This is a genomic window from Cryobacterium lactosi, from assembly GCF_004403945.1.
Classification (GTDB): domain Bacteria; phylum Actinomycetota; class Actinomycetes; order Actinomycetales; family Microbacteriaceae; genus Cryobacterium; species Cryobacterium lactosi.
In genome coordinates this window covers 200,100-215,644 of the sequence record NZ_SOHM01000031.1, presented here as the reverse complement: position 1 = coordinate 215,644, position 15,545 = coordinate 200,100, and the positions used below count along the sequence as shown (strand labels likewise).

Genomic DNA, 15,545 nt, shown 5'->3' with positions numbered 1-15,545 from the left:
TGGAGGTGAAGGGTCATGCCGCGTTCCGGGTCCTTGCGCAGCTGGCTCAGCACCCTGGCAATCCGCCGGTGGAAAGCCCAATCCAAACTCTTCGCCCTCGTACTTGCCGTTTCCGTGATCGCCGGAACCGTTTTGACCGGTTCGTTGCTCCTTGTGCGGTCCGCCGAGGAAGCCGGTGTGCGTCACGGCCTCGCGTCGATGACGGCGGATCGGGTCGACGTCAACATCCGCGTCCTCAACCCCGGGAGCCCGGTCACCGATGCCAGGGCCGACATCGACCGGGCGACCGAACAGGCCTACGGAGCGGGCGTTGACTGGTCGAGCAGCGGTTGGGTGACCAGCGCGTGGGCGACGACGACCGACGGCGTCTACGCCTATCTCGCCGAGCTTGATGACCCGGCCGCCGCTGCCACCCTCACCGAGGGCGGGTGGCCGTCGTCACCGGAGGGTGTGGCCATGCCGCAGGCCGCTGCCCGTTCCCTCGGGCTCGCCGTCGGCGATACGTTCACCGCAGCTGTGGGTGATGCCCCAGTCGCGCTACGCGTCGACGGGCTGTACGAGGCCGAGCCCGAATCCGGCGTGTTCTGGGAGAACGACCCGCTCGCCGCGTCAGGCAACGACCCCAACTTTCCCGAACCGGACAGGTACATTTTTAATCCGGTTCACGCGGTGGGGCCGCTGCTGGTGGCCCGAGGCGGTGTGGATGCGTCGGGTATCCGGCCGGCCCAGCTGGAGGCCGTTGAACACCCGACCTTCACCGGGATCGACGTCGCCGGGCTGGGTCCGTTGCAGGACAGGATCGACGATGCCGAGACCGGCATCGCACAGGGCATCTCATTTCCCGACGGGTCGTTGTTCGTTGACACGGAGATCGCAGCGGCGCTGGCTGATGTGACCGCGGGGCTCAGCGCCACCCGAGAGGTAGCCCTCATCATCGCGATCATCCTGCTCGTCGTCGCCGCCTCGGCGGCCTCCGCGGTCGCGCGCCTGCTCATCGTCTCCCGGGCGGGCGAACTCGATCTCCTCACAGCCCGCGGGGCGTCGCGGCTGCAGACCGCGGGCACCGTGGCACTCGACGCGGCGGTGGTCTCGGTGATCATCGCTGCAGTCAGCCCGTGGGGCGGTGTACTGCTGCACGCGATCGTGGTGCGATTCCCACCGCTGGCCGCCGTGGGTCTGGCGCCGTGGGTGGCCCCGGATGCGGCGACGTGGCTGGTCGCCGCCGTGGTCGCCGTCACCGTGGCTGGCCTGCTCTGCCTTCCGGCGTCGATTCCTCGGCGTCTGCGCGACAGCATGCCTGCCGGAACGATCGCGGTCGCCGCGGGCTCCACTGTGGTCGTGCTGTCCGGCCTGCTGGTCTGGCGGGCGACGGCGACGGAACCGCCACCGGGCGATATCCTCCTCGCCGCGACCCCAGCCGTGCTGCTCATCGCCACGGCGCTGATCGGGAGTCGCCTGGCGTCAACGGCGGCGCACCCGATCGCGGCCCTGGCTGGGCGCAGCCGCGGCGCCGTAGCACCGTTGGTCGGCTGGTTCGCTTCCCGCGCACCCGGTCGTTCCGCTGGTATCACGCTGATCGCGCTCGCGGTCGGCGCGTCGGTCGTGGTCCTGGGAACGGCCGCGACCTGGCAGCAGGCGGTGCGTGATACCAGCGCGGTGGCGGTCGGCGCGCCTGTCCGGATCACGCCAGACCCCGGCGCCACAGCCGACGGGGACGCGGCGCCGGTCATCCGGCGGGACACCCTTCTGCGCAAGCTGTATGCCGATACGCCGGGCGACGCACCGGCGCTACCGGTTCAGGTACTCGGCCCCGATGCCCGGGCACGTTCCCTGCTCGATCGGGCGCCCGTCGCGGCGGCCGGCGGGTCGGCGATCACCGCAGAGCTGGCCGGCACCGACCCCGACGACACCGGCCCCTTGCTGCCGCCCGGCACCACCGGGGTGCAGGCGCAGGTCGCTCTTTCCGCACCCGAGAGCGTGGAGGCCCGGGTCTCGATGGTCCTGGCCGACCGGGTGGGAGCGCTGACCGTGGTGCCGCTGGCAACCGTGCGCCCCGGCACTACCGCTGTGGCCTCAGCCGACGGGTTCCCCTCCGTCGGCGACGACAACGCCGCCCGGCTGGTGGCCGTCACCATGCAGCTCAGTGACGCCGCGGAGTTCCCCGATCCGGTGTCCGTCACACTATCGGTCACCGGAGTGACCGCCGTGCGGCAGAACGGCACGCCCGCCGAACCGGTGTCGGTGGCCGACGCCGGCGAATGGCTCGGGTCGATCGATGACGAGCTCGCGGACTCGCCGCTGGTTGAGGTTTCCGAGTCCACGATTCAGCTGTCGGCCGAGGCCCAATTGGGCACGTCGCCCACCACAGTCGGGGCCGTCGGGTGGAACCCGCGGGCATCCGTGGGTGCCGTGATCCCAGAGACGTTGGCCGACGACCTCGACGTGCTGTCCGGCGCCCGGCTGGCCGGCTTCTTCAGCGGCGCCACGGTGAACTTCACAGTGGTCGGCGACACGACTGCCGTGCCGGGGGCCGCAACCGTCGACGACCTCCGGGCGCTCGAAGCCGGACTGCCGTCGCTCGCCCGCAGTACGACGACGATCGTGGTCGACGGCCGCGGCCTCGCCCACCAGCTTGTGCAGGGTTCCGCGACCGGTCCCCTGGTTGATGAGCTCTGGCTGGCCGCCGCCCCAGCCGGCGCCTCGGCGCCCGCAGACGCGGTCGTCATCGGCTCCGCCGATGTTGCCCAGCGAATGCTCGAGGCCCCCTTACGAGCCGAAATCCTCGCGGCAACGTTCGTGGCGGCGGTGGCGAGCCTCCTCCTCGCCCTCGCCGGATTCGGTGCCCGGGCCGCGGCGGTCAGCCGGTCACGTCGCCTGGAGGCAGCCCAACTGCGCGCGGTCGGCCTCTCTCGCCGCGGGATGGTCGGCATCTCCGCGATCGACAATCTCACGGTCGCCGCGGCCGGCATCGTCGTCGGTCTCGCCGGGGGCGTGGCGACTCTCGTCATCGTCGGGGCCCGCATCGCCTCCGGAGGCGGCGCGACGGCCAGCGCCGTGGTCGTGCCCTGGCACGCGGTCACCCTGCTTCCACTCGGGCTGTTGGCCGTTCTCGCTGTCATCTCCCTCGGCATCGCCGTGGGGCAACGAAGACTGCCGCTCGCCGACCTACTCCGCACCGGAGCCGACGGATGACCCGGCCACGGCTCCGCTCCCCCGCCGGCGCACGCGGTGGCCCGATCCGACGCGAAATCGGCGCCATCGGCGCATCCGCCCTGCTCGTGCTCCGACGGGTGCGCACCGACCTGGTCGCCGTCCTGGGCATCGCCACCCTCATCGCCCTCACCGCGGTGCTCGCGGTGATGGTGCCGTCGTACATCACCGCCACACTCGACCAAGCCGCCCGGGAGGCTGTCGCGGCGGCGGGAGCCGACGCGGATCTGCGGCTGCTCGCCACAACCGGAGACGCGGCGGGTGGCAATCCGAACACCGCGGAGCGACTTCTCACCTTCTCAACCGAAGTGCCCGACCTGTGGCCGACCACGCTGTCCGAGGTGGCGTCGCAGCTGAGTGTCGGCATCATCGGCCCCGAAGTGGCCGGGCGCATCGCTGTGGGAACCGCCCGTGTGCGGATCGGTGTTCTCGATCCGGCAACCACGTCTGCGCTGCAGGTGGTCAGCGGCGACCTCCCACCGGTGGGCACCGAGCCCGTGCCGGCGACGGCGACGTTACCGGTCGTCATATCGGCGGCCGCGGCCGACGCGACCGCGTTCGCCGTCGGCGACAGCTTCACAGTCGGCGAGGCATCGTTAGACGAAGACATCCTGCTCACTGTCGTCGCCGTGGTCGACACTGTCGACACCACGGACCAGGCGTGGACCGACCTGCCAGGGCTCTGGGACCCGCAGGCGCTGACCTCCCAGGGCATGCAAACGGGCGAGCGGTTCACGGTACTGACCGATGCCGCGGGGTTCGACAGCGTGTCGGCCCGTTTCCCCGAGACCGCCGCCGCCACGTTGCGCACGTCGTTCGACCCCTCCCGATTCGATCTCCAGCGTTTCATCGACGTTCGGGAGAGCATCGACGCGCTCGAGACCTCGTCGGGCAGTCTCACGGAGAGCTCCCCGGTCAGCGTGTCCGTGTCCAGTGACTACGAGCGGGTGCTGGAGGCATTTCCGGCCGCCGCCGCGGCGGCACGGGCGCAACTGTCGACGCTGGCGGCGGGTCTGCTCGGTGTCGCGGTTCTGGTCACGATTCTGGCCAGCACGGCCCTGACCCGGCGTCGGCACGCAGAGATTGAGCTCCTGCGCTCCCGCGGAGCGTCCCTCCCGCTCATCGTGAGCCACTCGGCGGGGGAATCGATCGCGGTGACACTGCTCGGCACGGGTGTCGGAGTCACCGTCGCCGCACTGCTCGGTTTTCGCGCCGGCTCCCCGCTGCTGCTGGCTGTCACGGCGGGCGTGTTCGCCCTCACGCCGGTACTGAGCACTCTGAGCCACGCCCTCGCCTCGCCGTCGAGGCGATTCGCGGGTGCCCTGCGCGTGGCCGGTGTCTCGGCGCTGGTGGCCACGACGGTCACCGCCGTGGTTGCGCTCCGGTCGGGCGCCGGTGAAGCCGATGGCAGCATCGATCCGCTCTCGCTCGCCGCTCCGATACTGTGCGCCGGAGTGGTGGCGCTGGCCCTGGCCCCGCTGCCCACGGTGGTGCTGCGATTCACCTCGGCTTTCACTGCACGCACGCGCGGACCGGCCACGCTTCTCGCCGGCGCGAGCGCACGGGACGGCCGTGCACTGGTGACGCTCGTCGCCCTCACGCTCGCGGTGAGCGTCGGGGTCACGTCGCTGGTACTCCTTCACACCGTGGCCTCCGGTCAGGAGGCGGCATCGTGGCGGGCGGTCGGCGCCGACGTTCGCGTCGAGGGGGCACCTGACCCGACCGCGCTCGTGCGCGAGTTCGCCGACGCCGGCGCGACAGCGGCGGCCGTGGTCGAGCGCCGGGGCCTCACCCTGGAGGGCCGCACCGCAACGACCCGGGCCACCCTGCTGGAGGTAGATGACGACTACGCCCGCCTGCTCTCCGCGCTGCCCGGCGCCGAGCCGAGCACGGACGCCGTCGCGGTAGAGCAGCTGCTGCAGCAGAGCGCGGTCGGCGACGTGCAGGGCCAGGACCCGCTACCGGTTCTCGCCGACCGGCGCCTGGCCGCCCAGGCGGGCGACGACAGTGTCACCTTCGACATCGGCGGCGTGCTCGTACCGGTCACCGTGGTCGGGTCGTTCACGGCGACCGAGCCGACGGCCGTGGTCGACCGGGCGCGTCTGGACGCGTACCTCGAGACCAACACCGCCCCAGCCGCCCCCGCCGGGTCAGGCGCGCAGCCGCCCGCCGAGACCGTGCTGGCGGTCGGCAGCGGCGCCAACAGGGTTGCAGCGTCGGCGACAGCGACTGGGGCGGACGAGATTGTTCTGCGCAGCGACGTGCTCGCCCAGCTCCGCGACGGCGCACTCGTCGCCGGTGTCGCCTCGGCCACCGCTTTGTCGCTCCTGGGCACCGCACTGCTGGCGGTGCTCGCGCTCGTCACCACCACGGTCATCGGCGTGCAGCGGCGCGGCCGGGTGCTCGCCCTGCTCGGCGCGCTCGGGGTGCCCAAGCGCACCGGCGTGGCCCTCGCCGTCGGCGAGCTCGCGCCGCTCGTGGTCAGCGGAGTGGTGGGCGGATGCCTCGCCTCCGCCGCGGTGCTGACCCTGGCCGGAGACGCATTCGCCTCCGAGATCCTGGCCGGCGGCGCCGCTCCCCTGACCGTGTCGGGATGGCTGCCGCTCTCCGTTCTGGCCGCCGCCGCGGCAGCCCTCGCGCTGGCCATAGCCATAGACACACCGCTCTCCCGTCGGGTCAGAACGGCCGACATCCTGCGAACAGGGGAAGAATCATGACGCTCACCAGCGCACTCTCTCACGGCACGGCAGCCGAGTTCGGGTCGGGAGCACTCATCGCCTGCGACTCCGTGGTGCGGGTCTTCCGCGGCCGCGGGGTCGAAGTGCAGGCCTTGCAGGGCCTGGACCTTCTGGTGCAGGAGGGTGACATGCTCGCCATCGTCGGGGCGTCCGGATCGGGCAAGTCCACGTTGCTCGGCATCCTGTCCGGTCTCGACGCGCCCACCGCCGGGCGTGCCAGGGTGGCCGGACACGACCTCACCGCGATGCGAGGTGAGGAACTCGTGCGCTACCGGCGCTCGACCGTGGGATTCGTGCGGCAGCAGTCCTCACACAACCTGCTGCCGAACCTCACCGCCCGGGAGAATGTGGTCCTTCCCTTGGCGCTGGCCGGCGCGGGCAAGCGCGAGCGAACGGGCAAAGCCGCCGAGCTACTCGGCACCATGGGCCTCGCGGACCGTGCCGACCGCCGGCCGGCCCAGCTGTCCGGGGGCGAGCAGCAGCGCGTGTCGATCGCCGTCGCGCTGGCCGGCTCGCCGCAGGTGCTCCTCGCGGACGAGCCCACCGGCCAACTTGACGCCCGCACCGGCGACGAGGTTTTCGCGGCCCTGCGCTCGGTCAACGAGACTTTCGGCTGCACGGTGGTGATTGTCACCCACGACGCCACCGTGGCCGGACAGGTGCGCCGGGCGGTGGCCATCCGCGACGGCAGGATCTCGTCCGAGACATTGCGCAGGGACGAACTTGATGCGGAGGGGGTCTCGACGTCGTCGGAGGAAGAATTCGCGGTGCTCGATCGTGTCGGCCGGTTGCAGATACCCAACGAGTTCCGGCATGCCTTGAGCCTCAACGACCGGGTGCGGCTCACCCTGGAGAGCGACCATGTCGGGGTGTGGCCGCAACACAGCGCCGCCGTGGATGCGGAGGATGGCCGATGAACAACGTGCTCGAGGTGGCGAACCTCACCCGCACCTTCCGCACATCCGCTGGCGACGTCACCGCCCTCAGCGATGTGTCGTTCAGCATCCCGCGCGGGCAGATCGTCGCGCTGTCGGGACGGTCCGGGTCGGGCAAGACCACCCTGTTGAACTGCGTGAGCGGCCTCGACGTGCCCAGTTCAGGTTCAGTACTCCTCGACGGGCAACCGGTGACCGGTCTCACCGAGGTCGCGCGCACCGCAATGCGCCGGGACTCGATGGCGTTCGTCTTCCAAACCTTCGGCCTGCTCCCACACCTGTCGATCGCGGAGAACGTGGGCCTTCCGCTGCGGCTGCGGCGCGAAGACCCCGATCGTCGTGAGGAGCGCGTGGCCCACCTGCTCGACCTGGTGGGACTGGGCAACAGGGGCCGCGCCCGGCCCGATGAGCTCTCCGGCGGGCAGCAGCAGCGCGTGGCTATCGCCAGGGCACTGGCCAATTCGCCGCGGCTGCTCATCGCCGACGAACCCACCGGCCAACTGGATGCGCAGACCGGAGCCGCGATCATGGACCTCATTCGGGCGGTGGTACACGCCGAGTCGGCCACGGCACTCATCGCCACCCACGACCAGGCCGTGCAGGGCTCGGCCGACCGTATCCTTCACATCAGCGATGGTGCTCTCACCCGCGTGGGTCGTCACGCGGCGCCATCCAGCTCGTAGTCGTGCTTGTAGGGCATACCTCCGGCGGTGTGGTGACCACCACCGCCGGAGTCAACGCCCGATGAACTACGCCCGAGCCGGCTGCAACAGCCCCTCGAGGCGCTGGTAGCTCGTCTCCATGCCGTCGGTCATGCCGGTGGCCAGCACCGCGTCGCGCTGCTCGGCGTTGGCGTAGGTGATGACGAGGGAGAGCAGGGTGCCACCCTCGACTTCCGTGAGGGTCATCTCGTTGAGCGTGGCCGGGAAGTCCATCCCGATCATCGCCTCGGTCGTGACAGCGCGGTGCGGTGCCGCCGACTCGAGCAGCTCCCCAGTGAAGCCGAATCGCTCGTCGCCGCCATCCCGCTGCCACTCGTAGCGGTACGAGTCGCCGACGGAGGTCGCGATCTCGCAGACCGGCATCGACCAGCCGTCCGGTCCGAGCAGCCACCGCTTCATCAGGTCGGCGTCGTTGTGGGCCCGCCAGACCTGGTCGACGCTGCCGCGGATGACCCGGGCCACGCGCACCTGGGTGTCGGTGAGGATCTCCGCCTGGGCCCCGCGATCGGCAGCGAAAGTCGCGAGATCGGCCAGGACCTGGTCGATCTGGGCCATGGCCTCGCTGGCGCCCTCGAGCATGCCCATCTCGAGCAGCTGCTGCATCTGCTCGACCGAGTCGAAGTGCGAGGTGGTCGTCAAGCGGCTGCCGCTGCTTGTCTCTTCGAAGGCGAAGTCCATCCGGGTGGCCGGGAGGTCGGTGTTCGGCACGCCCGCCTCGTCGGCGAACTGGTCGATGACTTCGAAGGAATGGGGGGCGTCGGCTGCGGTCCAGTCCCAGCAGCCGTAGTGGGTGTCCCCCTCTGGTCCGGTCATCGCGTACACACTGCGCCCGCCGGCGGTGGCGTCGTGCCGGAAGAACTTGGCCGGGTACGTCGGCGGGCCCCAGAACCGCTCGATCTGGCGCGGATCGGTGTAGGCATCCCAGAGCCGGCGGAGAGGCGCCGTGAAGTCGGCGACGATCGTGATCGTGAGCTGGTCGAGGTCTTTCTCGACGGAGGAGACAGGCATGATCTTCCTTTCGGTTAGTCGGTCAGGTGTCGGTTGAAGCCGGTTCGTCGTCTTCGGCAAGCAGAACGTCGAGACGATCGATGCGCGAACGCCAGAGCTCCTCGAAGCTGTCGAGCAGGCGCTGCGCCTCGCGGATGCGATCGGGATTGCCCCGCACCATCCGCTCACGACCACGTGGCTCTTTAGTCACGAGCCTCGCCTCCTCCAAAACTGCAACGTGTTTCTGCACGGCCGCGAACGACATCGCGTAGGACTCCGCCAACTGCGACACCGTGACACCGGCGACCAGCGTGCGGCGCACGATATCGCGCCGCGTCGCATCCGCCAGGGCACGGAAGAGGCGGTTGACGTCCTGATCTGAAAGCTCTAATACAACCATTTGATTGTATGATATTCGGCGGAGACGCGTCACGCAACCCCTCTTGGAATGGGCTCGATGGTTTCCTGGTCAGCGTGGATCGTTCATCTCGGCGTAGAGCCGCGATGTGTGCAGGGCGAGATAGGAGATCTCGTCGTTTGTGATGACGCGCTTGATCGCCCGGCCGATCAGGTCGCCGATATCCACGGCGGCCTCGGCGGCCTCGGGATAGGCCAGCTTCACGGCACCGAGCACGTCCACACGGGACGTCTGCAGTTGCGTGTCTGACGCGGCCCTGGCGAACACGTAACGGAGATGCGTCACGAAACGCGCCGCACTGCTCGCGTTCTCATCGACCGCTCGGCCCCACCGCTCCGACAGTCGCAGGAACACCCTGCTGATGGTCTCCGTCATGGCGACGGTCTTCGAAAAGTCGCCCTTCGTCCACTGTTGGTTGACAAAGTGCAGCGCGAACGCGACCCACTCGTCATCCTGCAGCTCCACCTTGAGCGTCTCATTCACCAAAGCCACCACCTGTCGCCCCAAAGCGGCTTCTGCTGGATAGAGCTGGGCCACCTCCCACCGCAGCGGAAAGTCAATGTGAGTGCCCTCGTGCGCCCGACGCACGGCAAACGTGAGGTGGTCGAGGACGGGGATCATCAGAGATTGGCGCGGCTCCAGCCCCAGCGTGGCATGACCAAGCTCGGTGATCGTGCGGGCTATCGCTATGTGCTCGGAGGGTGCGTCGCTGAGCAGCCCGGCCAGCTGAGGGGCTCGGTAGAGCCCCTCAGCCATGAAGCGCTGATCCGCCAACGACGTGTCAATGGATTCTCCGGGGCGGCGCTGAAAGCCGATTCCCTTGCCCAGTAGCACCACCTCGGTGCTGTCCCCTTCGACGGCGAGCACGACGTTGTTGTTGTAGACCCGTTTGATACTGGCCGGCACCGGTCCCGTCAGGTCCATGAGTCGCGCCTCATTTCTTGCGGACCGTGATCACTGCTGCACCGTTGCCGTAAAGGTCCGGCGCGGTCATAGTGAATTTGGCCCCGTTCGTCAGCAGCACGGGAGTGACCATGGACGGCACCTTGGACTTCATGGCTTCCACGTCGCAACTGACAATGACGTCACCGCGAGAGACCGTCTCACCGGCCTGCCGATGCACCGTGAATCCTTCGCCCTTGAGGGTGACGGTGTCGATTCCGATGTGGACCAGGATCTCCGCTCCTTCGTGGGTGCGGACGGCGAAGGCATGTCCTGTCGTTGCCACCAGGACGAGTTCACCGTCGACAGGACTGCGGAAGGAGCCGTCCGTGGGCATGACGGCAAAACCATCACCGACGGAGCGCTGGGCGAAGACCGGGTCCGGAACTCCGTCGAGTGAGACGATCCGCCCGGACACTGGGCTGTAGACGGACTCGCTCTTCTTCTTGAATGGGTTGAGCATGGTGTGTGTGTTCCTTTAGTCGTCGAGGCCGAGGCTCTCATTGATTGCGCTCTTGTACAAAATGGCTTTGCCGCCGTAGACCGCCTGCACCCCACCGCGGACCTCGAACACGTCCGTGGCACCCAGCTTTCGCAGCGCCGGCTTGTCGACTTTCGTCGGGTCCTTCACTGACACGCGCAGGCGGGTGATGCAGGCATCCACCTCTTCGAGGTTGGCGGCACCACCGAGGGCTTCCAGAACCTTGGCGGCTTCCTTCTGGATGACGGTCTGGCCCGCGCCGCCCATCGTGGCCGGCACGAGAGCGGGGTCGTCCTGGGCGTCCGGCGCAACGGCTCCGATGGTGTCCTCCAGGTGGCCCGGAGTGCCGATCTTGAACCGTTTGATAGCGAAGCGGAAAGAGAAGTAGTACAGGGCGAACCAGACCGCGCCGATGGGCAGCACGAGCAGCCAGTTCGTCTGGTCGTTGCCCTGCAGGATGCCGAACAGCGTGAAGTCGATCGCACCGCCGGAGAAGGTGTTGCCGAGACGGATGTCCAGGATATCGGCGAGGAAGAAGGAGACGCCGTCCAGGAACGCATGGAAGACGTAGAGCAGGGGTGCGACGAACAGGAACATGAACTCAATGGGTTCGGTGATGCCCGTGATGAACGACGTCAGTGCAACAGAGAGGAACAGGCCCGTGTACTTGGCGCGACGACCCTTGGGGATGCAGTGCCACATCGCGAGGCATGCTGCGGGAAGGCCGAACATCATGGTCGCGAAGCGGCCGGAGAAGTAGCGGGTGCCCTCAGTGAACAAGCCGACGTGGTTCGGGTCGGCCAGCTGGGCGAAGAAGATCTTCTGCGCGCCCGACACCGATACTCCGTTGACCAGTTCGGTTCCGCCCAATGGGGTGAACCAGAACAGGGGGTAGATCATGTGGTGCAGGCCCACGGCCCCGCTGAGGCGCATGCCGAAACCGTAGAAGAACGTGCCCAGGGGCCCGAGACCGGCCATCCACGTGCCGGCGGACACCATTCCCTGCTGAATGGGCGGCCAGGTGAGGAAGAAGAAGATGCCCACGAAGATCGCGGCGAACGCCGTCACGATCGGCACGAAGCGGGAACCACCGAAGAATCCGAGTACGGCCGGCAATTCGATGTTGCGGTAGCGGTTGTGCAGGAAGACGGCCGTGGCACCTATGACGAGGGCGCCGACGACACCGGTGTCGACAGGTTCGGCACCGGGCTTGAAGATGTCCAGCATGGCGGTGATGGTGGCGGTCATGACCAGGTATCCGACGATTCCGGCCAGAGCAGCGGTGCCCTTGTCCCGCTTAGCCAGGCCGATGCAGAGACCGATCGACAGCAGAAGGGCGAGGTTGTTGAAGATGGTCGCTCCGGCGGCGGACATGACCCCGAAGATTCCCTGCAGAATCGTATTGTCCAGGGCAGGGAAGGCCACGACCGTATTCGGATTGGACAGCGCCCCGCCGACGCCGAGCAGGAGCCCCGCGGCGGGCAGGATGGCGATCGGCAGCATGAACGCCTTGCCGATTTTCTGGAATTGCTTGAACATGATGACTGCTCTCATTTCAGGCACGACGACGTGGTCGCGCAGGAAGAAGGGGTGAGGTGTGGCGCGGAAGAATGTGGTTCAGGCGAGAGCGTCGACGAACTCCGAAGCGATTTCCAGCGGCCGGGTGATGGCACCGCCGACCACGACGCAGAAGGCGCCGAGATGGATCATCTGGCGGGCTTGGGCCGGCGTACGGATTCGGCCCTCAGCGATGACGGGCACCGCAGTCCCGGCCACCAGCTGCTCGACGAGACCGAAATTCGGAGCGGCAGCCCCGTGGGACTGAGGCGTGTAGCCGCTGAGGGTGGTTCCCACGAAATCGATTCCAGCGTCTGCCGCCGCCAGGCCCTCATCGAAGGTGGCGATGTCCGCCATGAGGACCAGACCCGGGTGTTCGGCCCGAATTTGAGCAATGAAGGTAGCGGGGCGCAGACCGTCGACGCGCTCGCGGGCGGTGCAATCCAGAGCCACGATGTCCGCGCCCGCAGCTACGAGCTCGTCCACCTCGGCCATAGTCGCCGTGATGTAGGGCTCGAACGAGGGGTACTGCTTTTTGATCAGAGCGATCACGGGAAGCCCGACAGCTGCCTTGATCTCACGGACGTCTCGTGCGGAGTTGGCGCGAATCGCCACCGCACCTGCTCGGGCCGCGGCCTCGGCCAGTAGCGGCATCACTCCACCGTGCTCGACATAGAGCGGTTCACCAGGCAGCGCCTGACACGAGACGACGAGACCGCCGCGTAGGCGGTTCAGGAGGATGGAGCTTGTCATGGATGCACCTCGGTCACTGGAAGACGGAAAAGTTCAGGCACAGAGCAGTGCGTGGACTTTCGTCTCGAGTTTTGCCGTAAGTTACAATCCCGATGACTGGGGCGAATTAATCGCGTTTATGAAACATACATTGTTTTCGTCGGTTCGTCGAGGCGAACCTCCATCACCGCGTCGGCGTCTGCCACCGCCAGAGCGCGGCCAGGCCGAGCCCGCCGGCGATACTGAGCGCCGACAAGGACAATTCCCCCTCGGGCGCGGCGGTGCGGGCCTGCTGCAGGAGCCGCAGCACGAGCAAGGCCCCGGAGGCGCCATAGGGGTGCCCGAGGGCCAGCGCCCCACCCTGACGATTGGTGTTCTCGGCCGGCAGGCCCATCAGGTCGAGCGAGGCCAGCACCTGGGCGGCGAAGGCTTCGGTGAACTCGACCCGGCCGAGGTCACCGGCCGTGATTCCGGTGCGGGCGAAGAGCGCCCGGCCGGCCATTGCTCCCCCGATGCCGAGCAGGGTGGGGTCGACGCCCGCCGGAACCGCGTCCACAAAGGCCAGGTACCCGGTGGCGCCCCAGGCGTCGGCCCGGGCGCGGCTCGTCACCGCCACCACGACCGCGCCATCGGCGTCAGCGCAGGAGTTCCCGGCGGTCACCGAGCCGTCCGGCGTGAAGGCGGCCGGAAAGCGCGCCAGCAAGCTCGCTGCCAGTCCCGGCCGGGGACCGGAGTCGCCCGCGACCGGCCCGGCCGGGGTCTGCACGGGCACGATCTCGGTGTCGAAGGCGCCCGCCGCTATCGCAGCGGACGCGAGGTGATGGCTGCGCAGCGCGAACGCATCCTGGCGATCGCGGCTGATGCCGTACCGCGCCGCGACGGTGTCGGCGGCGACGCCCATGTCCGGGTCGCCCAGCTCGTGCGGTGCAAAGCTCACCCGGTCATAGAAATCGGGCGCATCCGCCGTGGAACTGAGCCGATGGGCGCGAAGGGGCGCCGTACTTGTGCTGTCGACCCCGCCGGCCAGATAGAGGCTGCCGGCGCCGGCCTGCACCAGCCGGCAGGCCAGCACGATGGCCTCGAGTCCGGATCCGCACTGGCGATCGATGGTCTGCCCTGGCACCGAGACCGGTAGGCCCGCCGTGAGCAGAGCCAGCCTGGCCACGTTGCCACCTCCGCCGACCGCGTTGCCGATGATCACGTCATCCACCGCAGCCGCCGGCAGTCCCCCGTCGGCCAGCACCGCCGCCAGCACCGGCGCCAGCAGTTTGTCCTGGGTGACGGTTCGCAGTGCCCCGTTGCGGCGGGCGAACGCTGTGCGCCGGCCGAGCAGGATCACCGGCTGCCGATCGTCAGCCGTGGTCGGCCTGTCAGCGGGATCAGTGAAGTCGGATGGCACGGGAGTCTCCCTGGTCGATCCAGCGGCGGAGGACGCTGCGGCTGACCTTGCCGGCAGCGGTGAGGGGCAGTTCGCGCAATCGGTAATAGTCGTGCGGTCGCTTCGGGGATGCCAGGACAGCGCTGCTCGCGGCACGCAGGTCGGCGACATCCAGGTCGGTGTCGGCGAGCACGGCGGCGACCAGCCGGAGGCCACGACCGGGGTCAGACAGGCCGGTCACCACCGCGGCCCGCACCCCGGGCAGCGCCTGCAGCGCCGCCTCCACCTCCTGCGGGTAGACGTTGCTGCCCGCGCTCACGATCATGTCGTGGCCGCGGCCCAAGTGGTGCAACACCCCGGCGGTGTCCAGAAAGCCCTGGTCCCCCACTGTGCACCAGTCGCCGTGCTGCTGGAAAGCGGCGCCGTCGTCTCCCCAGAGATAGCCGTCACAGACCAGGTCGCTGGCCACCTGGATGGTCCCGGCCACGCCGGTCACAACGGGCGCGTTGTCTTGGTCGACGATGCGGATGCGCACGCCGGGAAAGGGCAGGCCAACAGCCGTCTCGTCAGCCTGCGGCGCCTGGCCAGGGGCCAGGACCGTTGCGGAGACGAACCCGAGCTCTGCTGCTCCGTAGTAGGCGACCAGGGTCGCCGAAGGCGCCCAGCGCTGCAGCAGGCGGGTGGTGTCGAGGTCGAGCTTGGCCCCACCGCTGACGATGCAGGAGATTCCTGGGCAGCTTTGGTTCGCCGTGAGCCCGCGCTGGGCCAGCAGCCGAAGCACGGCCGGAACGGCCACCAGCCGGGTGATGTCGTGGTTTTCGATGCTCGCCAGGGCCGCCGCAACGTCAAAGCCCGGCAGTGTGTGAAACGCCGCCCCGACGTGGAGGGATTCCGCCAGCGCGTAGAGGTTGAGGCTGGCGCTGAGCGGCCCAGGGGCGAGCGTGCGGTCGTGTCTGGTGAGGCCGAACATTTCGGCGCTGCGTCGGAACGAGTGCTGCCACGAGCGTCGAGTCCGACTGAACGCCTTCGGCAACGCCGTCGTGCCCGAGGTGAAGCCGTAGAGGAACGTGGACTCGGGCGGACCATCAACCAGAGCGCCAGGGGGTGGTGATGTGCCTGGTGCGTCCGGCGTGAGCTCCAGTTGGCCCAGGCGGCCCGTCACCTCGAGCTGTTGCTCCTGGGGCCAGCCCGGGTCGAGGACGGCGACGCTCCCGGTGCCGGCGACGCCGGCGAGCACCTGCAGCACGAACTCGAGACCGTTGGGCTGGCTGATGAGGGTGGGTCCGGTCCGGAGGGGCGTTCCGGTCGGGTTTCCGCCGAGCCGTTCGAGCACCGCCTCACGCAACTGCGCGTAGCTGAGCCGGTCGTCGCCGACCTCAACGGCGAGCTGCAGGGGCTGCGCCTCGGCCCCGTGCTGGAGTGCGGTGAGAATGGGCATTGCACCT

The 15,545-nt window shown here is 68.7% G+C and carries 12 protein-coding genes; 4 read left to right on the top strand and 8 right to left on the bottom strand.

Annotated elements, in window-relative coordinates; translation table 11 throughout:
* The first annotated feature begins 15 nt into the window (after positions 1 to 15).
* From E3T61_RS14690 to E3T61_RS14675, 4 genes are read left to right on the top strand one after another with little or no spacing between them, the layout of a single operon-like run.
* Positions 16 to 3,192 (top strand): FtsX-like permease family protein, encoded by a 3,177-nt coding sequence (locus E3T61_RS14690; protein ID WP_134641580.1) that lies wholly within the window; start codon positions 16 to 18, stop codon positions 3,190 to 3,192.
* Positions 3,189 to 5,927: an FtsX-like permease family protein gene (locus tag E3T61_RS14685; RefSeq protein WP_134641579.1), complete on the top strand. Its 2,739-nt coding sequence runs from the start codon at positions 3,189 to 3,191 to the stop codon at positions 5,925 to 5,927. Before E3T61_RS14690 ends, E3T61_RS14685 begins: the two co-directional genes overlap by 4 nt.
* A complete protein-coding gene (locus E3T61_RS14680; RefSeq protein WP_134641578.1) occupies positions 5,924 to 6,865 on the top strand; it encodes an ABC transporter ATP-binding protein in 942 nt (313 codons plus the stop codon). Before E3T61_RS14685 ends, E3T61_RS14680 begins: the two co-directional genes overlap by 4 nt.
* Positions 6,862 to 7,566: an ABC transporter ATP-binding protein gene (locus E3T61_RS14675; RefSeq protein ID WP_134641577.1), complete on the top strand. Its 705-nt coding sequence runs from the start codon at positions 6,862 to 6,864 to the stop codon at positions 7,564 to 7,566. The genes E3T61_RS14680 and E3T61_RS14675 overlap by 4 nt, the downstream gene beginning before the upstream one ends.
* Positions 7,567 to 7,632: 66 nt before the next feature.
* Here E3T61_RS14675 and E3T61_RS14670 read toward each other — a convergent pair whose 3' ends face one another.
* The 8 genes from E3T61_RS14670 to E3T61_RS14635 all read right to left on the bottom strand — a co-directional run bounded on the left by E3T61_RS14670 (position 7,633) and on the right by E3T61_RS14635 (position 15,538).
* The gene (locus E3T61_RS14670; protein ID WP_134641576.1) at positions 7,633 to 8,613 is read right to left on the bottom strand and encodes an SRPBCC family protein; all 981 of its coding nucleotides are present in this window, start codon (positions 8,611 to 8,613) and stop codon (positions 7,633 to 7,635) included.
* 22 nt (positions 8,614 to 8,635) lie between these two features.
* Complete coding sequence (locus tag E3T61_RS14665) at positions 8,636 to 8,992, bottom strand: ArsR/SmtB family transcription factor (RefSeq protein ID WP_134641575.1); 357 nt, start codon at positions 8,990 to 8,992, stop codon at positions 8,636 to 8,638.
* A 69-nt stretch (positions 8,993 to 9,061) separates the two neighbouring features.
* Positions 9,062 to 9,934, bottom strand: coding sequence for a PRD domain-containing protein (locus E3T61_RS14660; protein WP_134641574.1), 873 nt, complete (start codon positions 9,932 to 9,934; stop codon positions 9,062 to 9,064).
* Between the two features lie 10 nt (positions 9,935 to 9,944).
* Positions 9,945 to 10,415 (bottom strand): PTS sugar transporter subunit IIA, encoded by a 471-nt coding sequence (locus tag E3T61_RS14655; RefSeq protein ID WP_134641573.1) that lies wholly within the window; start codon positions 10,413 to 10,415, stop codon positions 9,945 to 9,947.
* A gap of 15 nt (positions 10,416 to 10,430) precedes the next feature.
* The gene (locus E3T61_RS14650; RefSeq protein WP_134641572.1) at positions 10,431 to 11,972 is read right to left on the bottom strand and encodes a PTS transporter subunit EIIC; all 1,542 of its coding nucleotides are present in this window, start codon (positions 11,970 to 11,972) and stop codon (positions 10,431 to 10,433) included.
* A 78-nt stretch (positions 11,973 to 12,050) separates the two neighbouring features.
* Positions 12,051 to 12,743 (bottom strand): N-acetylmannosamine-6-phosphate 2-epimerase, encoded by a 693-nt coding sequence (locus tag E3T61_RS14645; protein WP_134641571.1) that lies wholly within the window; start codon positions 12,741 to 12,743, stop codon positions 12,051 to 12,053.
* A 163-nt stretch (positions 12,744 to 12,906) separates the two neighbouring features.
* On the bottom strand, positions 12,907 to 14,121 hold the full coding sequence (locus tag E3T61_RS14640; protein ID WP_134641570.1) for a thiolase family protein: 1,215 nt from the start codon (positions 14,119 to 14,121) through the stop codon (positions 12,907 to 12,909).
* Complete coding sequence (locus tag E3T61_RS14635) at positions 14,102 to 15,538, bottom strand: class I adenylate-forming enzyme family protein (RefSeq protein WP_134641569.1); 1,437 nt, start codon at positions 15,536 to 15,538, stop codon at positions 14,102 to 14,104. Before E3T61_RS14635 ends, E3T61_RS14640 begins: the two co-directional genes overlap by 20 nt.
* Between the last annotated feature and the right edge of the window lie 7 nt (positions 15,539 to 15,545).